This is a genomic window from Streptomyces sp. BR1 (assembly GCF_052373795.1).
Taxonomy (GTDB): Bacteria; Actinomycetota; Actinomycetes; order Streptomycetales; family Streptomycetaceae; genus Streptomyces.
Window position 1 is genome coordinate 5525513 of sequence record NZ_CM126252.1, and the last position, 18122, is coordinate 5543634.

The window sequence follows — 18122 nt, forward strand, 5'->3', positions numbered from 1 at the left end:
CGCCCACTTGTGTGGGCGCCGTTCCGTTTCCACACCCTTCACGACGTATTGACATGATCATGAAGTGTCATGAGCCTGGCGTCTGTCACTTTCGTGGCACACAACAGCAAGGGGGGCCAATGAGACGCAGAGCGAGAGCGATCCTCGCCGCGGCTTCACTGCTCACGGCCGGTCTGGCGGCGGCACCCGCCGCCCAGGCGGGCCCGAGCGGCAGTGGCGGCGAAGGACTCTCCGTCTGGCACGCCAACGTCAACCAGTCGCAACTGCCGCTTCTCCTCAAGCAGGGCGCGGACGGCCAGGAACTGACCGCGCAGATCCCCGCCAAGGGATCCGCCACCGTCGAGCTGTACCTCACCAAGCAACAGGCCGGCGCGCTCAAGAAGCAGGGCGTCGACATCACCGAGCACACCCTGTCGGCCGCGACCCAGAAGCGCGTGAAGGCCCAGGGCGACGGGGTCTTCCGCCCCTACAGCGGGGACAACGGCCTGGAGAAGGAGATCGTCAACACCGGGATCGCCCACCCGGACCTCACCAAGGTCGAGTCGATCGGCAAGACGGTCCGGGGTCAGGACATCCTCGCCCTCAAGCTCACCAAGGGCGCCAACAAGACCAAGGACGGCTCCAAGCCCTCCGTGCTGTATCTGTCCAACCAGCATGCCCGTGAGTGGATCACCCCGGAGATGACCCGGCGGCTGATGCACTACTACCTCGACAACTACGGCAAGGACCCCCGGGTCACCAAGATCGTGAACTCCACCGAGCTGTGGTTCGTGATCTCCGCCAACCCGGACGGCTACGACTACACGTTCACCGGCACCCAGCAGCGGCTGTGGCGCAAGAACCTGCGCGACAACAACGGCGACGGGAAGATCACCCCCGGCGACGGCGTCGACCCCAACCGTAACTTCCCGTACAAATGGGGCTACGACAACGAGGGTTCGTCCCCCGACCCCGCCGACGAGACCTACCGCGGCCCGTCCCCGGCCTCCGAGCCGGAGACCCGCGCGATGGACTCGTTCGAGAAGCGGGTCGGCTTCAGCTACGCGATCAACTACCACTCGGCGGCCGAGCTGCTGCTGTACGGCGTGGGCTGGCAGGTGGCCACCCCGACCCCGGACGACGTCCTGTACAAGGTGCTCGCCGGTACGCCCGACAAGCCCGCGATCCCCGGCTACCGCTCCCAGCTCTCCTCCGAGCTGTACACGACCAACGGCGAGGCCGACGGCCACGCGGCGAACGTCAACGGCATCCATATGTTCACGCCGGAGATGTCGACCTGCCAGACCGCCTCGGCCCTCGACCCCAACGACCAGTGGAACCCGGCCGACTGCCAGTCGGTCTTCAACTTCCCGGACAGCGAGAAGCTGATCCAGCAGGAGTTCGCCAAGAACCTCCCGTTCGCGCTGGCCGTCGCCGACACCGCGCGCACCCCCGACCAGCCGGTCTCCCCGGTCGGCATCGAGGCGCCCGACTTCACCCCGGACACCTTCGCCACCTCGTACGCCCGTGGTGAGGACCAGGAAGTCGCCGTCACCGCGCGCAAGTCGGTGCGGGACAAGACCCTCAACTACCGCATCGACGGCGGCCGTACGCAGACCGAGGACCTCTCGCCCTGGAAGGGCGGCGACGTCTACGGCGGCGACGACAACATCTCCTTCGACCAGTACCGGGCCACGATCGAGGGCGCGGACGTCGGGTCCAAGGTCGAGGTCTGGTACACCGGCCGCACCCGGGCCGGAAAGCCCACCTCCAGCACGCCGTTCACGTACACGGTCGCCGACCGGCCCAAGGGCGACACGCTGGTGATCGCCGAGGAGGGCGGCACCGCGCCCGCCAAGCACGTCGCCGAGTACACCAAGGCGCTCGCCGACAACGGCCGCAAGTCCGCGGTCTGGGACGTGGCGACCCAGGGCACCCCGAGCCCGCTCGGCGTGCTCGACCACTTCAGGACGGCCGTCTGGTACACCGGCGCCGACCGGCCCACCGCGGCGGTCACCATGGCCGTGCGCGACTTCCTCAACGAGGGCGGCAAGCTCGTCAACGCCGGTGAGAAGGCCGGTGGCAGCGTCGACCTCGGCGGCGCCGACTCCAACGACTTCGCCCAGTACTACCTCGGCGCCTACAGCCGCGTCGGCCTCAAGTCCCCGCCCGCCTTCGAGGGCGCCGGCACGCTCGCGGGCGCCAAGGCCACGCTCGGCGACGCGGCGGACAACCCGCTGAACCTGGCCGGGGCGTACACGATCACCTCGGACACCCTCAAGCCCGACCAGTTCCCGCAGTTCAAGAGCGCGGCCGCGGGCAGCTACCCGGGGATCCGCACCCCGTTCGAGCCGTTCGCGGGCGACTGGTTCGCGGCGGCCAAGCACCAGGACAACGCCTATATGCGGCTGTCCCGGACCGTCGACCTGAGCGGCACGGCGGCGGCCGACAAGCCGAGCCTGCAGTTCCAGCTCAGCTATGACACCGAGCCCGGCTTCGACAACGTGATCGTCGAGGCGCACACCGTCGGGCAGGAGGACTGGACGACCCTGCCGGACGCCAACGGCGGCACCAGCCAGACCGTGCCCACCCAGTGCGAGCAGGGCTACTACGTCCAGGCGCACCCGTTCCTCGCGCACTACCTCACCGTCGGCTCCAAGGCGTGCACGGCGACCGGCAGCTCGGGCGCCTGGAACCGGTTCTCCGGCTCCTCCAACGGCTGGCAGCCGGTGAACATCGACCTCAGCGCGTACGCGGGCAAGCAGGTCGAGCTCTCGGTCTCGTATGTGTCGGACCCGGGCACCGGCGGCGTCGGCGCCTTCGTCGACGACACCAAGCTCGTCATCGGCGGCGCCGCGCAGGGCGCCGAGGGCTTCGAGACGTCGCTCGGCGCGTGGCGCGTGCCCGGACCGCCGGCCGGCAGCCCCGGCAACGTCGGCGACTGGGCCCGCTCCCAGGCGCTGTTCCACTCCCAGGCGGCCGTCACCACCCATGACACCGTGCTGCTCGGCTTCGGCCTGGAGCACATCCCGTCGGCCGCCGACCGCAAGAACGTGATCGCCAAGGCGCTCCGCGCACTGCGGGACTGATCGCGTCCGTGTCAAGCCCCACCGACCGACCAAGCACCGCCGGTCACGCTCGGTAGTGGGGACGAAAGTCCCCCCGATGGCCCGTACCCGTTGGTAGGTACGGGCCGTCGGTCATATACGGGTGACCGCCCCGCTGGGCCGAATGCGCTCGATGTCACTCCACGGCTCGGGGAGAGGTAGGGTCGTAAGCGGTCGGGGACATCCCAAATTGAAACTCGCCGGCGTGCGAAACCCGGCGTACCACGAGGAGATCGGTTCGTGACGATCCGCGTAGGCATCAACGGCTTCGGCCGCATCGGGCGCAACTACTTCCGCGCGCTGCTGGAGCAGGGTGCTGACATCGAGATCGTGGCTGTCAACGACCTCGGTGACACCGCGACCACTGCACACCTGCTGAAGTACGACACCATCCTGGGTCGTCTCAAGGCCGAGGTGACCCACACCGCCGACACCATCACGGTCGACGGCCACACCATCAAGGTGCTCTCCGAGCGCAACCCGGCGGACATCCCCTGGGGTCAGCTGGGCGTCGACATCGTCATCGAGTCGACCGGCATCTTCACCAAGAAGGCCGACGCCGAGAAGCACATCGCGGGTGGCGCGAAGAAGGTCCTCATCTCGGCTCCGGCCAAGGACGAGGACATCACCATCGTGATGGGCGTCAACCAGGACAAGTACGACGCGGCCAACCACCACGTCATCTCCAACGCCTCCTGCACCACCAACTGTGTGGCGCCGATGGCCAAGGTTCTCGACGAGAACTTCGGCATCGTCAAGGGCCTGATGACGACGGTCCACGCGTACACCAACGACCAGCGCATCCTGGACTTCCCGCACTCGGACCTGCGTCGCGCCCGCGCCGCCGCCGAGAACATCATCCCGACCACGACCGGCGCCGCCAAGGCCACCGCCCTGGTCCTGCCGAAGCTCAAGGGCAAGCTCGACGGCATCGCGATGCGCGTCCCGGTCCCGACCGGCTCGGCCACCGACCTGGTCGTGGAGCTGGAGCGCGAGGTCACCAAGGACGAGGTCAACGCGGCGTTCAAGAAGGCCGCCGACGGCGATCTGCGGGGCATCCTGGCGTACACCGAGGACCCGATCGTGTCCTCCGACATCGTCAGCGACCCGGCGTCCTGCACCTTCGACTCCTCCCTGACCATGGTCCAGGAAGGCAAGTCGGTCAAGATCCTCGGTTGGTACGACAACGAGTGGGGCTACTCGAACCGCCTCGTCGACCTGACCGTCTTCGTCGGCGGCCAGCTCTAAGTCTGATAAGTCTCAGGGCAGGCATCTCGATGTGAGCACAGGGCTCGGGCAGCGCAACGATGCGCCGCACGAGCCCTGTGGCTTGCCTCGTCCTTCTCCAAGGAGTCGCAGAAACATATGAAGACGATCGACGAACTTCTCGCCGAGGGCGTCTCGGGCAAGCGGGTCTTCGTCCGCGCCGACCTGAACGTGCCGCTCGCGGGCAGCGACATCACCGACGACGGCCGCATCCGCGCCGTCCTGCCGACCGTCGCGAAGCTCGCCGAGGCCGGCGCGCGCGTGGTCGTCGCCTCGCACCTGGGCCGCCCCAAGGGCGCGCCGGACCCGGCCTTCTCGCTCGCCCCGGCCGCCGTACGCCTGGGCGAACTGCTGGGCGCGGACGTCGCGTTCGCCACCGACACGGTCGGTGCCTCCGCCAAGGAGACCGTCGCCGCTCTCGCCGACGGCCAGGTCGCGGTGATCGAGAACCTGCGCTTCAACGCGGGCGAGACCAGCAAGGACGACGCCGAGCGCGGCGCCTTCGCCGACCAGCTCGCCGAGCTCGCCGACCTCTACGTGGGCGACGGCTTCGGCGCGGTGCACCGCAAGCACGCCTCGGTCTTCGACCTGCCCGCGCGCCTCCCGCACGCGGCCGGCTTCCTCATCGCCACCGAGGTCGGCGTCCTGAAGAAGCTCTCCGCCGACGTCAAGCGCCCGTACGTGGTGGTCCTCGGCGGCGCCAAGGTCTCCGACAAGCTCGCCGTGATCGACGAGCTGCTCGGCAAGGCCGACCGCATCCTCATCGGCGGCGGCATGGCGTACACCTTCCTCAAGGCCAAGGGCCACGAGGTCGGCATCTCCCTCCTCCAGGAGGACCAGATCCCGGTCGTCACGGAGTACATGGAGCGCGCCGAGAAGACCGGCGTCGAGCTGGTCCTGCCGGTCGACATCCTGGCCTCGGCCGACTTCCCGGACCTGAAGACCAAGGCCCCGGCCGACTTCGTCACCGTCGACGCGGACAAGATCCCCGCCGACAAGGAGGGTCTGGACATCGGTCCCAAGACCCGTGAGCTGTACGCGTCGAAGATCGCCGACGCCGAGACCGTGTTCTGGAACGGTCCGGTCGGTGTCTTCGAGCACCCCGACTACGCGGGCGGCACCTCGGCGATCGCCCGGGCGCTGCTCAACTGCGACGGCTTCACCGTCGTGGGCGGCGGCGACTCGGCCGCCGCCGTGCGCACGCTCGGCTTCGACGAGAACGCCTTCGGTCACATCTCGACCGGCGGCGGCGCGAGCCTCGAATACCTTGAGGGCAAGACGCTCCCCGGCCTTGCCGCACTGGAGGACTGAACACCGTGACCACGCGTACCCCGCTGATGGCCGGCAACTGGAAGATGAACCTCAACCACCTTGAGGCCATCGCGCACGTCCAGAAGCTCGCCTTCGCCCTCGCCGACAAGGACTACGACGCCGTCGAGGTCGCGGTCCTGCCGCCCTTCGTGGACCTGCGGTCGGTGCAGACCCTGGTCGACGGCGACAAGCTCAAGATCAAGTACGGCGCCCAGGACATCTCGGCGCAGGACTCCGGTGCCTACACCGGTGAGATCTCGGGCCCGATGCTGTCCAAGCTGAAGTGCACCTATGTGGCCGTCGGCCACTCCGAGCGCCGTCAGTACCACGCCGAGAGCGACGAGCTCTGCAACGCCAAGGTGAAGGCCGCGTTCAAGCACGGCCTGACCCCGATCCTCTGCGTCGGCGAGGGCCTGGACATCCGCAAGGCCGGTGACCAGGTCTCCTACACGCTGAACCAGCTGGACGGCGGCCTCAAGGACGTCCCGGCCGAGCAGGCCGAGTCCATCGTCATCGCGTACGAGCCCGTCTGGGCCATCGGTACGGGTGAGGTCGCGACCCCCGAGGACGCCCAGGAGGTGTGCGGCGCGATCCGAGGCCGCCTCGCCGAGCTGTACTCCCCGGAGCTGGCCGAAAAGGTCCGTATCCAGTACGGCGGCTCGGTCAAGGCCTCGAATGTGGCCGCGATCATGGCGCAGCCGGACGTCGACGGCGCCCTGGTGGGCGGTGCCGCGCTGGACGCCGACGAGTTCGTCAAGATCGTCCGCTTCCGCGACCAGTGAGTATGCGGTAGCGCGGATCCGTCGTACCCTTGCGGGGGCCGGGCTCGGGATTATGGAATACGTCCCCCCGGCCCCCGTCGACATATCAGTCCTAGGAAGTTGGTCCAGCCGTGATTGTCGGGTTCTCGATTGCCCTGATCGTCTTCAGCCTGCTGCTGATGCTGCTGGTGCTGATGCACAAGGGAAAGGGCGGCGGCCTCTCCGACATGTTCGGTGGCGGAATGCAGTCGTCCGTCGGCGGTTCCTCGGTCGCCGAGCGCAACCTGGACCGAATCACCGTCGTGGTCGGTCTGTTGTGGTTCGCGAGCATTGTCGTACTTGGTCTGCTGATGAAGCTGGACAGGTGACGGACGTCTTCCGCGTTCACGGGTGGGGTGTAACTACAATCGCTGGACGCGCGTTGGGCCTTACGTAGACTGGGGCATCTTCGAGCACCATCACGCAGGGAGTTACGACCGTGGCAAGTGGCAACGCGATCCGGGGAAGCCGGGTCGGAGCGGGGCCGATGGGGGAGGCCGAGCGCGGCGAGTCCGCGCCGCGTCTCCGCATCTCCTTCTGGTGCTCGAACGGGCACGAGACGCAGCCGAGCTTCGCCAGTGACGCACAGGTTCCGGAGACGTGGGACTGCCCGCGCTGCGGCTTCCCGGCCGGGCAGGACCGGGACAACCCGCCGGACCCGCCGCGCACCGAGCCGTACAAGACCCACCTCGCGTACGTGCGGGAGCGGCGCAGCGACGCGGACGGCGAGGCGATCCTCGCGGAGGCGCTCGCCAAGCTCCGCGGCGAGATCTGACAACGAAGGGCCCGGCAGACGAACTCGGTTCGCCTGCCGGGCCCTTCGGTCCATCCGGCGCGTCCGGTGTCCGGTGCGCGCCGTCCGCCCGCTCTCTCCACCGCCTCCGAGGGCATTGTCAGTGGCTCCCCCTACCGTGTGAATCAGTCGTTCACGAGGGGGAGTTGTGGCAGCAGTCGAGGCGGTCGGGCGTGCGGTGGCCCAGGTGCCCGCCTGGCGCGGTGGGTTCGGGCGGCTGTGGACCGCCGCCGTGGTCTCGCGGTTCGGGGACTCGCTGCGCGGCGCCGCGCTGCCCCTGCTCGCGGCGTCGCTGACCAGCGATCCGATGCTGATCGCGCTGGTGACGGCGTGCGGGTTTCTGCCCTGGCTGCTGTTCGGGCTGCTCGGCGGCGCGGTCGCCGACCGGGTGGACCAGCGCCGAGCCATGTGGGCGGTCGATCTGGTGCGGGGCGCGCTGGTGGCGGCCTTCGCGGTGGCCGTCGCGCTCGGGCACGCCTCGATAGGGCTGCTCATCGCGCTGGCCTTCGCGCTCACCTCGCTGCAGACACTCTTCGACAACGCGGCCACCGCCCTGCTGCCCGCGCTCGTGCCGCAGCCCGCGCTCGGCCGGGCCAACGCCCGGCTGATGACCGGCCAGCAGATAGCCGGCGGCTTCCTCGCCGCCCCGCTGGTGCCGCTGCTGCTCGCGGCGGGCGCCGGTGTGCCGTACGCGGCGGACGCGGCCAGCTATGTGCTCGCGGCGGCCCTGGTGGCCTCGCTGCGGGCGGCCGCGCCCGACCGTCCCGCCCGCGCACCCGGCTCCACTCTGCGCGGCGAGATAGCCGAGGGGCTGCGCACCCTGTGGGCCGACCGGGCCCTGCGCGCCCTCTGCGTCGCCACCACCCTCTGCAACATCGGCATGGGCGCGCTCATCGCCACCCTGGTCCTGCACATCACCGGCTGGCTGCACTCCGGCCACGGCGGCTACGCGGCGGCGATCACCGCGTACGGGGCGGGCAGTGTGGCGGGCGGCCTGCTCACCCAGCGCCTGGCTCGGCGCCTGGGCCGGATGCGGAGCGTGCTGCTGGCCGGCGTGGTCCAGACGGGATGCCTGGCGGCCATGGGGTCCGTGCGCCAACTGTGGGTATCGATCGCCGCCATGGCGGTGTTCGGTCTGATGGGAATGGTGTGGAACGTCAACCAGGTGACGCTGATGCAGGAGCGCAGTCCGGAGGCGATGCTGGGACGGACCAGCGCGGCCTTCCGCACGCTCGCCGTCGCGGGGGCGCCGCTGGGCGCCGTCATGGGCGGCGCGGCGGCCTCCTCCTGGGGGCTCAACACACCGGCCCTGCTGGCGTCCGGCTTGTTCCTGGCCGCCGTGGGCGCTCTGATTCCTGCCCTTACGTCCTGATCAATTAGGTTGGACGGGCAGCGGGGCAGGCACGCGAGTATTGAGAGAAGTGGGCTGATGTCCGAGAAGAACACCGAAGGCCGCAGCAGGCTGAACCAGACGCCCGAGTGGACCGCACTGGGCAAGCACCGCGAGCAGTTGGGCGACACCCATCTGCGCGAACTGTTCGCCGACGACCCCGACCGGGGCACCGGGTACACCCTGCGGGTCGGCGACCTGTATCTCGACTACTCCAAGCACCTCGTCACCGATGAGACCCTGGCGCTGCTGCGCGAGCTGGCCGCGGCGGCGGACGTGGCCGGGCTGCGGGACGCCATGTTCCGCGGCGAGAAGATCAACACCACCGAGGACCGCGCGGTGCTGCACACCGCGCTGCGCGCCCCGCGCGAGGCGGTCGTCGAGGTCGACGGCGAGAACGTGGTGCCGGGTGTGCACGCGGTCCTGGACAAGATGGCGGGCTTCGCCGATCGCGTCCGCTCCGGCGAGTGGACCGGCCACACCGGCAAGCGCATCAAGAACGTCGTCAACATCGGCATCGGCGGCTCCGACCTGGGCCCCGCGATGGCGTACGAGGCGCTGCGCTCGTTCACCGACCGGGGGCTGACGGTCCGTTTCGTCTCCAACGTCGACGGCGCCGACCTCCACGAGGCCGTGCGCGACCTGGACCCGGCCGAGACGCTGTTCATCATCGCCTCCAAGACCTTCACCACCATCGAGACCATCACCAACGCCACCTCGGCGCGGAGCTGGCTGCTCGGCGGGCTGAGCGCCGGTCAGGAAGCCGTCGCCAAGCACTTCGTGGCCCTGTCGACCAACTCCGAGAAGGTCGCGGACTTCGGTATCGACACGGCCAACATGTTCGAGTTCTGGGACTGGGTCGGCGGCCGTTACTCCTACGACTCGGCGATCGGCCTGTCGCTGATGATCGCCATCGGCCCGGACCGGTTCCGCGAGATGCTGGACGGCTTCCACCTGGTCGACGAGCACTTCCGCACCGCGCCCGCCGAACAGAACGTGCCGCTGCTGCTCGGTCTGCTCGGCGTCTGGTACGGCAACTTCTGGGACGCCCAGTCGCACGCGGTCCTGCCCTACAGCCACTATCTGTCGAAGTTCACCGCCTACCTCCAGCAGCTCGACATGGAGTCCAACGGCAAGTCCGTGGACCGCGACGGCAACGCGGTGGACTGGCAGACCGGCCCGGTCGTCTGGGGCACGCCGGGCACCAACGGGCAGCACGCGTACTACCAGTTGATCCACCAGGGCACCAAGCTCATCCCCGCCGACTTCATCGGCTTCGCCGAGCCGGTCGCCGAGCTGGAGCAGGGCCTGGTCGCCCAGCACGACCTGCTGATGGCCAACTTCTTCGCCCAGACGCAGGCGCTGGCCTTCGGCAAGACGCCGGACGAGGTGCGGGCCGAGGGCGTGCCCGAGGAGCTGGTGCCGCACAAGACGTTCCGGGGCAACCACCCGACGACCACGATCCTGGCGAAGGAGCTGACCCCGTCCGTCCTCGGCCAGCTGATCGCGCTGTACGAGCACAAGGTGTTCGTCCAGGGCGCCATCTGGAACATCGACTCGTTCGACCAGTGGGGCGTGGAGCTCGGCAAGGTGCTCGCCAAGCGCGTCGAGCCCGCGCTGACCGATGGCGCGGACGTGCCGGGCCTGGACGCGTCCAGCAAGGCCCTGGTCGCCAAGTACCGCTCGCTGCGCGGCCGTTGATGCACTGACGGGGGAGGGGGCGGCCCGCGCCGCCTGCTCCCCCGCGCGGTGGGGTCCCGCCACAGTTGACCGAAAGCCACCCCCGCTATGTCCGTGTTGTGCACGGTATGGATCATTGTCGTATGACTTCCACCAGCCGTCGCACGGTTCTCACCGCCCTGGCCACCGCTGCCGTCAGCGGTCCGCTGCTGAGCGGGGTCGGCGCGACTGCCGCCCACGCCACCGGGGCGAAGGACCTCTACGCGTCCAACACCGACCTCTACACCCGGCTCGCCGGGAAGGAGGGCACGGACTTCGCCAGACGCTACAAGCGGCACGAGCAGGTCGACAGTGACCAGAAGAAGGCCTTTCCGTACGGCCGTACCGCGATCCTCGCGCTGCATGGCGGCGGGATCGAGGGCGGCACCTCCGAGCTCTGCCTGGGCATCGCCGGATACGACCCGGCGACGCTCGCGGCCAAGGGCGGCCCGGCGTACGACTACTGGATGTTCGAGGCGATCCGGAGCTCCAACAACAGCGAGCTGCACGTCACTTCGAAGCACTGCGACGACAGGATCGCCCGGTCCATCGCCGCCGCGAACCTCAACGTGGTGAGCCTGCACGGCTGCACCGCCGCCCAGGCCGGAGCGCCGGCCTCGCGCCCCGAGGCCGTCGTGGTCGGCGGCCTCAACACCACCTTCAAGACGTATCTGCACGACGCGCTGCGCGCGGCCGGGTTCCAGACCATCGACGGCTCGGCCGAGCCGGACCTGTCGGGCGTCGACCCGGCCAACATCTGCAACCGGACCCTGCTCGGCAAGGGCGCCCAGCTGGAGCTCACGACCGAGCTGCGCAAGTCCATGTTCACCGTGAACACCATCGCGGGCCGCGCGACCAGCACCACCCCGGTCTACGACACGTTCGTGGCGGCGGTCCGTACCGCCGTCGCCCGTCTTGAGGCTTCCGGCGGCGAGCAGATCATCCTCTGACGCGCGCCGAGACGCACAGCGGGCCCGGTCCACCAACAGGTGGACCGGGCCCGTGCGTTGAGCGGTGACGCCGGTGTCAGGGCGACGCCGGCGGGTACAGCGCGCGCGGCAGCTGGGAGGCCGCCGCCGAGTCGAGCAGCCACAGGGTGCGGCCACGTCCGTACGCGCCCGCCGCCGGGGCCTGGATCTCGCCCGCGCCCGACAGGGCGATGGCCGCGGCCTGCGCCTTGTCCTCGCCCGCCGCGAGCAGCCACACCTCGCGGGCCGCGCGGATCGCCGGCAGCGTCATCGTGACCCGCACCGGCGGCGGCTTGGGCGCGCCGTGCACCCCGACCACCGTCCGCTCGGTCTCGCGCACCGCGGGCAACTCCGGGAAGAGCGACGCCACATGGGTGTCCGGGCCGACGCCCAGCATGAGCACGTCGAACGTCGGCACGTCGCCGTGGTCCTCGGGACCGGCCGCGGCGGCCAGCTCCTCGGCGTAGGCGGCGGCCGCCGCTTCCACGTCGTTGCCGTACGCGCCGTTCGACGCGGGCATCGCGTGGACCCGCTTCGGGTCGACCGGCACCGCGTCCAGCAGGGCCGCGCGGGCCTGCGTGACATTGCGCTCCGGGTCGCCCTCGGGCAGGAACCGCTCGTCGCCCCACCACAGATCGAGCCGCGACCAGTCGATCGCGTCCCGGGCCGGGGAGGAGGCGAGGGCCGCGAGCAGCCCGTTGCCGTTGCGGCCGCCGGTGAGGACCACGGACGCCGAGCCGCGGGCGGCCTGGGCGTCCACGATCTTCGTGATCAGCCGGGCCGCCGCTGCCTGCGCCATCAGCTCCTTGTCACGGTGGACGACGAGCTGAGGGGTACTCACTTCGCCGCCGCCTTCTTGGCCGGAGCCTTCTTCGCGGCGGGCTTGGCGTCGGAGGCCGAGGCCGCATCGGACGACGAGGTGGACGCATCAGCAGCCGCCGACGCACCCGCCCCGTTCGCCCCCTGCCCCGAAGACAGCCGCTCCACGCCGAACTTCAGCGCGGACGCGTATGTGTCGTCCGGGTCCAGGCGCCGCAGCTCCTCGGCGATCAGCTCGGCCGTCTCGCGCCGCTTCAGCGCCACCGCGCGGTCCGGCTGGCCCTGCATCGAGAGCGTGGCCAGCGAGCCGTCGGCGCGGTCGAGGACGATCGGGCCGCAGTCCGTCTCCATGCGTACGGCGGTCAGGCCCGGGCCCGACGACAGCGAACGCTGCACCGGTACGTCGAGCCGGTCCGCGAGCCACATGGCGAGCAGCTCGCAGCTCGGGTTGAACTCCTCGCCCTCCACCTCGACCGAGGTCACCTTGCAGGACACCTGGTCCAGGGCCGCGGCCAGCATCGAGCGCCAGGGCGTGATGCGGGTCCAGGCCAGGTCGGTGTCGCCCGGGGTGTAGGTCTCGGCGCGGGCGGTCAGCTCGTGGATGGGCTGCTCGGCCGCGTAGGTGTCGGTGACCCGGCGCTGGGCGAGGGTGCCCAGCGGGTCGTTGGCCGGGTCGATCGGCGCGCTGACCGGCCACCAGACGACGACGGGCGCGTCGGGCAGCAGCAGCGGCAGCACCACCGACTGGGCGTGGTCGACGACCTCGCCGTACAGCCGCAGGACGACCGTCTCGCCGGTGCCCGCGTCCGCGCCGACCCGCACCTCGGCGTCCAGGCGCGACTGGGTGCGGTCGCGGGGCGAGCGCGAGACGCGCTTGATGACGACGAGCGTGCGCGAGGGGTGCTCGCGCGAGGCGTCGCTCGCCGCGCGCAGCGCGTCGTAGGCGTTCTCCTCGTCGGTGACGATGACCAGGGTGAGCACCATGCCCACGGCCGGCGTGCCGATGGCACGGCGGCCCTGGACCAGCGCCTTGTTGATCTTGCTGGCCGTGGTGTCCGTAAGGTCGATCTTCATGGCCGGCGCCAGCTCCGTCCGTCTCGTGCGAGCATTTCGTCCGCCTCGACCGGGCCCCAGGTCCCCGACGGGTACTGCGCGGGCTTGCCGTGCTTGTCCCAGTACTCCTCGATCGGGTCGAGGATCTGCCAGGACAGCTCGACCTCCTCGACCCTCGGGAAGAGGTTGGAGTCGCCGAGCAGGACGTCGAGGATGAGCCGCTCGTACGCCTCGGGGCTGGACTCGGTGAAGGACTCGCCGTAGGCGAAGTCCATCGAGACGTCCCGGACCTCCATCGAGGTGCCGGGCACCTTGGAGCCGAAGCGGACGGTCACGCCCTCGTCCGGCTGGACCCGGATGACCAGCGCGTTCTGGCCCAGCTCCTCCGTCGCCGTGTGGTCGAAGGGGGAGTGCGGGGCGCGCTGGAAGACCACCGCGATCTCGGTGACGCGGCGGCCCAGGCGCTTGCCGGTGCGCAGGTAGAACGGGACGCCCGCCCAGCGGCGGTTGTCGATCTCCAGCTTCACGGCGGCGTAGGTGTCGGTCTTCGACTTGGGGTCGATGCCGTCTTCCTGGAGGTAGCCGACGGCCTTCTCGCCGCCCTGCCACCCGGCCGCGTACTGGCCGCGAACCGTGTTGGCGCCCAGGTCCTTGGGCAGCCGTACCGCGCCCAGGACCTTGGTCTTCTCGGCCGCCAGCGCGTCCGCGCCGAAGGAGGAGGGCTCCTCCATCGCGGTCAGCGCGAGCAGCTGGAGGAGGTGGTTCTGGATGACGTCACGGGCGGCGCCGATGCCGTCGTAGTACCCGGCGCGGCCGCCGATGCCGATGTCCTCGGCCATGGTGATCTGGACGTGGTCGACGTAGGACCGGTTCCAGAGCGGCTCGAACATGGTGTTGGCGAAGCGGAGCGCCAGGATGTTCTGGACGGTCTCCTTGCCGAGGTAGTGGTCGATCCGGAAGACCTCGTCCGGCGGGAAGACCTCGTGGACGACCTGGTTGAGCTCCTTGGCGGAGACCAGGTCGTGGCCGAAGGGCTTCTCGATGACCGCGCGGCGCCAGGCGCCGTTCTTCTGGTCGGCGAGCCCGTGCTTCTTGAGCTGCTGGACGACCTGGGGGAAGAACTTCGGCGGCACCGAGAGGTAGAACGCGAAGTTGCCGCCGGTGCCCTGCGCCTTGTCGAGCTCGGCGATCGTCGACTTCAGCTGCTCGAAGGCGTTGTCGTCGTCGAAGTCGCCCTGGACGAAGCGCATGCCCTGGATGAGCTGCTGCCAGACCTCCTCGCGGAAGGGCGTGCGCGCGTGCGCCTTGACGGCGTCGTGCACCTCCTGCGCGAAGTCCTCGTCCTGCCACTCGCGGCGGGCGAAACCGATCAGGGAAAAGCCCGGCGGAAGCAGACCACGGTTGGCGAGGTCGTACACGGCGGGCATCAGCTTTTTACGGGACAAATCGCCCGTGACGCCAAAGATCACCAGGCCCGACGGCCCCGCGATACGCGGGAGCCGTCGGTCGGCGGCGTCACGCAGCGGATTGCTGCTTGACAAGGTTTTATGCCTCCGAAGGTGCCAGGCGCTGGAGCTCCGCCTCGGTCGACTTGAGCAGGTCGTTCCAGGCCGCCTCGAACTTGTCGACGCCCTCGTCCTCAAGGAGCTGCACGACCTCGTCGTACGAGATCCCCAGCTTCTCGACGGCGTCGAGCTCGGCGCGGGCCTGCTCGTAGGTGCCGGCGATCGTGTTGCCGGTGATCTCGCCGTGGTGGGCGGCCGCCTCCAGGGTGGCCTCCGGCATGGTGTTGACCGTGTTGGGCGCCACCAGGTCGTCGACGTACAGGGTGTCCTTGTACGCCGGGTCCTTCACGCCGGTCGAGGCCCACAGCGGGCGCTGCTTGTTGGCGTGCGCCTTGTCGAGCGCGGTCCAGCGGTCGGAGGCGAAGACCTCCTCGTACGCCTGGTACGCGAGACGGGCGTTGGCCAGACCGGCCTTGCCGCGGGCGGCCTTGGCCTCGTCGGTGCCGAGCGCGTCGATCCGCTTGTCGATCTCGGTGTCCACCCGGGACACGAAGAAGGACGCCACGGAGTGGATCTTCGAGAGGTCCAGGCCGCGCGCCTTGGCCTTCTCCAGACCGGCCAGGTAGGCGTCCATGACCTCGCGGTAGCGCTCAAGCGAGAAGATCAGCGTGACGTTGACGCTGATGCCCTTGCCGATGACCTCGGTGATCGCGGGCAGGCCCGCCTTGGTCGCCGGGATCTTGATGAGCGTGTTCGGCCGGTCCACCAGCCAGGCCAGCTGCTTGGCCTCGGCGACGGTGGCCGCGGTGTTGTGCGCCAGGCGCGGGTCGACCTCGATGGAGACCCGGCCGTCCTGGCCCTCGGTGGCGTCGAAGACCGGGCGCAGGATGTCGGCGGCGTCCCTCACGTCCGCCGTCGTGATCATGCGGATGGCCTCGTCCACGGTGACCTTGCGGGCGGCGAGGTCGGCGAGCTGCTGCTCGTAGCCGTCACCCGAGGAGATCGCCTTCTGGAAGATCGACGGGTTGGTCGTGACGCCCACCACGTGCTGCTGGTCGATCAGTTCGGCGAGGTTGCCGGACGTGATCCGCTTGCGCGACAGGTCGTCGAGCCAGATCGCCACGCCCTCGTCGGAGAGGCGCTTGAGTGCGTCTGTCATGAGAATTGCATCTCCTACTAGTTCGTATACGGGCGTCAGCGCGCCGCGGCGGCGAGAGATTCCCGGGCGGCGGCGGCCACGTGCTCGGCGGTGAAGCCGAACTCGCGGAACAGGACCTTGCCGTCCGCCGAAGCGCCGAAGTGCTCCAGTGAGACGATGCGGCCCGCGTCGCCCACGTACCGGTGCCAGGTCAGACCGATGCCGGCCTCGACCGCGACCCGGGCCTTGACCGACGGCGGCAGGACGCTGTCCTTGTACGCCTGGTCCTGCTCCTCGAACCACTCGACGCACGGCATCGAGACGACACGGGTCGGGACGCCCGCGGCCTGCAGCTGCTCGCGCGCCTCGACGGCGAGCTGGACCTCGGAGCCGGTGCCGATCAGGACGACCTGAGCGTCGCCACCTTCGGCGTCGAACAGCACGTAACCGCCCTTGGCGGCGGCCTCGTTGCGCTCGTAGGTCGGCACACCCTGACGGGTCAGCACGAGGCCGTGCGGGGCCCCCTTGCCGAACACCTTGGTGTAGCGCTTGAGGATCTCGCGCCAGGCGATGACGGTCTCGTTGGCGTCCGCCGGGCGCACCACGTTGAGGCCCGGGATCGCGCGCAGCGAGGCCAGGTGTTCGACGGGCTGGTGGGTCGGGCCGTCCTCGCCCAGACCGATGGAGTCGTGCGTCCACACGTACGTCACCGGCAGGTGCATCAGCGCGGACAGGCGTACGGCGTTGCGCATGTAGTCGGAGAACACCAGGAAGGTGCCGCCGAAGATACGGGTGTTGCCGTGCAGCGCGATGCCGTTCATCTCGGCGGCCATCGAGTGCTCGCGGATGCCGAAGTGGATCGTGCGGCCGTACGGGTCGGCCTCCGGGAGCGGGTTGCCCTCGGGCAGGAACGACGAGTTCTTGTCGATCGTCGTGTTGTTCGAGCCCGCGAGGTCGGCCGAGCCGCCCCACAGCTCGGGGATGACCGCGCCAAGCGACTGGAGGATCTTGCCGGAGGCGGCGCGGGTGGCGACACCCTTGCCCGTCTCGAACTCCGGGAGCTGCTTCTCCCAGCCGGCCGGCAGCTCGCCCGCGGCGATGCGGTCGAACTCGGCGGCGCGCTCCGGGCTGGCGGTGCGCCAGGCGGCGAAGGACTTCTCCCACTCGCCGCGGGCCTCACGGCCGCGGTCCAGGGCGGCGCGGGTGTGCTCGATGACGCCGTCGGCGACCTCGAAGGTCTTCGCCGGGTCGAAGCCGAGGACGCGCTTGGTCGCCGCGACCTCGTCGTCGCCGAGCGCCGAGCCGTGCGCGGCCTCGGTGTTCTGCGCGTTCGGGGCGGGCCAGGCGATGATCGAGCGCATCGCGATGAAGGAGGGGCGCCCGGTCTCGGCCTTGGCGGCCTCGATCGCGGTGAACAGCGCCTGCGGGTCGAGGTCGCCGTTGGCCTGCGGCTCGACGCGCTGGACGTGCCAGCCGTACGCCTCGTACCGCTTCATGGTGTCTTCGGAGACGGCCGTCTCGGTGTCGCCCTCGATCGAGATGTGGTTGTCGTCCCACAGCAGGACCAGGTTGCCGAGCTTCTGGTGACCGGCGAGCGAGGACGCCTCGGCGGAGATGCCCTCCTGGAGGCAGCCGTCGCCCGCGATCGCGAACACGAAGTGGTCGAACGGGGAGGTGCCGAGGGCGGCCTCCGGGTCGAACAGGCCGCGCTCGTAGCGGGCGGCCATGGCCATGCCCACGGCGTTGGCGACACCCTGGCCCAGCGGGCCGGTGGTCGTCTCGACGCCCTTGGTGTGGCCGTACTCCGGGTGGCCGGGGGTCTTGGAGCCCCAGGTCCGGAACGCCTTGAGGTCATCGAGCTCCAGGCCGTACCCGGCCAGGTACAGCTGGATGTAGAGCGTGAGGGACGAGTGGCCCGCGGACAGCACGAAGCGGTCGCGGCCGGTCCAGTCCGGGTCCGCCGGGTCGTGGCGCATCACCTTCTGGAAGAGGGTGTACGCGGCCGGGGACAGGCTCATCGCCGTACCAGGATGGCCGTTGCCGACCTTCTGTACAGCATCCGCGGCCAGTACGCGGCCGTTGTCGACGGCCCTCTGGTCCAGTTCGGTCCACTCGAGGTCTGTGGTGGTCGGCTTGGTGCTCACCCTGAGTCAGGGCTCCTCTCCACATGTTGAATCCCGGTGACTGAGGGCGCACCGGGCGCTGTCGAGCCTACCCCCGCCGGAACGCTCAATTTTTCGAGTGCCCGCTGGTTGGGACGCACACCTCAAGAGT

Annotated in this window: 14 protein-coding genes; 9 read left to right on the top strand and 5 right to left on the bottom strand. The window is 69.8% G+C overall.

Features of this window, described 5'->3' with window-relative positions:
- Positions 1-119: 119 nt before the first annotated feature.
- The 9 genes from ACT1U9_RS24075 (at position 120) to ACT1U9_RS24115 (ending at position 11315) form a co-directional block, all read left to right on the top strand.
- Positions 120-3068: a M14 family zinc carboxypeptidase gene (locus tag ACT1U9_RS24075; RefSeq protein ID WP_444534741.1), complete on the top strand. Its 2949-nt coding sequence runs from the start codon at positions 120-122 to the stop codon at positions 3066-3068.
- A 258-nt stretch (positions 3069-3326) separates the two neighbouring features.
- Positions 3327-4334: a type I glyceraldehyde-3-phosphate dehydrogenase gene (gene gap / locus ACT1U9_RS24080; RefSeq protein ID WP_444534742.1), complete on the top strand. Its 1008-nt coding sequence runs from the start codon at positions 3327-3329 to the stop codon at positions 4332-4334.
- A gap of 117 nt (positions 4335-4451) precedes the next feature.
- A complete protein-coding gene (locus ACT1U9_RS24085) occupies positions 4452-5663 on the top strand; it encodes a phosphoglycerate kinase (protein WP_444534743.1) in 1212 nt (403 codons plus the stop codon).
- A 5-nt stretch (positions 5664-5668) separates the two neighbouring features.
- A complete protein-coding gene (gene tpiA, locus ACT1U9_RS24090) occupies positions 5669-6445 on the top strand; it encodes a triose-phosphate isomerase (RefSeq protein ID WP_444534744.1) in 777 nt (258 codons plus the stop codon).
- Between the two features lie 110 nt (positions 6446-6555).
- A complete protein-coding gene (secG, locus tag ACT1U9_RS24095) occupies positions 6556-6792 on the top strand; it encodes a preprotein translocase subunit SecG (RefSeq protein WP_444534745.1) in 237 nt (78 codons plus the stop codon).
- 110 nt (positions 6793-6902) lie between these two features.
- A complete protein-coding gene (locus ACT1U9_RS24100; RefSeq protein WP_003976875.1) occupies positions 6903-7238 on the top strand; it encodes an RNA polymerase-binding protein RbpA in 336 nt (111 codons plus the stop codon).
- Between the two features lie 166 nt (positions 7239-7404).
- Positions 7405-8628 (top strand): MFS transporter, encoded by a 1224-nt coding sequence (locus tag ACT1U9_RS24105; protein ID WP_444534746.1) that lies wholly within the window; start codon positions 7405-7407, stop codon positions 8626-8628.
- Positions 8629-8685: 57 nt separating this feature from the next.
- The gene (gene pgi / locus ACT1U9_RS24110) at positions 8686-10347 is read left to right on the top strand and encodes a glucose-6-phosphate isomerase (protein WP_444534747.1); all 1662 of its coding nucleotides are present in this window, start codon (positions 8686-8688) and stop codon (positions 10345-10347) included.
- 122 nt (positions 10348-10469) lie between these two features.
- Complete coding sequence (locus ACT1U9_RS24115) at positions 10470-11315, top strand: poly-gamma-glutamate hydrolase family protein (protein ID WP_444534748.1); 846 nt, start codon at positions 10470-10472, stop codon at positions 11313-11315.
- 76 nt (positions 11316-11391) lie between these two features.
- Here the strand turns inward: ACT1U9_RS24115 and pgl are convergent, their stop codons facing one another.
- The 5 genes from pgl to tkt are packed head-to-tail and all read right to left on the bottom strand — an operon-like array spanning position 11392 to position 17992.
- Positions 11392-12174, bottom strand: coding sequence for a 6-phosphogluconolactonase (gene pgl / locus ACT1U9_RS24120; RefSeq protein ID WP_444534749.1), 783 nt, complete (start codon positions 12172-12174; stop codon positions 11392-11394).
- A complete protein-coding gene (gene opcA, locus ACT1U9_RS24125; protein WP_444534750.1) occupies positions 12171-13226 on the bottom strand; it encodes a glucose-6-phosphate dehydrogenase assembly protein OpcA in 1056 nt (351 codons plus the stop codon). Before opcA ends, pgl begins: the two co-directional genes overlap by 4 nt.
- Positions 13223-14746 carry a glucose-6-phosphate dehydrogenase gene (gene zwf, locus ACT1U9_RS24130; RefSeq protein WP_444534751.1) on the bottom strand — a complete coding sequence of 508 codons (1524 nt, stop codon included), beginning with the start codon at positions 14744-14746 and terminating at the stop codon, positions 13223-13225. The genes opcA and zwf overlap by 4 nt, the downstream gene beginning before the upstream one ends.
- A 4-nt stretch (positions 14747-14750) precedes the next feature.
- Entirely contained in the window at positions 14751-15869 is a 1119-nt protein-coding gene (gene tal, locus ACT1U9_RS24135) for a transaldolase (protein ID WP_444534752.1), read from the bottom strand.
- A 35-nt stretch (positions 15870-15904) separates the two neighbouring features.
- Entirely contained in the window at positions 15905-17992 is a 2088-nt protein-coding gene (gene tkt / locus ACT1U9_RS24140) for a transketolase (protein ID WP_444534753.1), read from the bottom strand.
- Between the last annotated feature and the right edge of the window lie 130 nt (positions 17993-18122).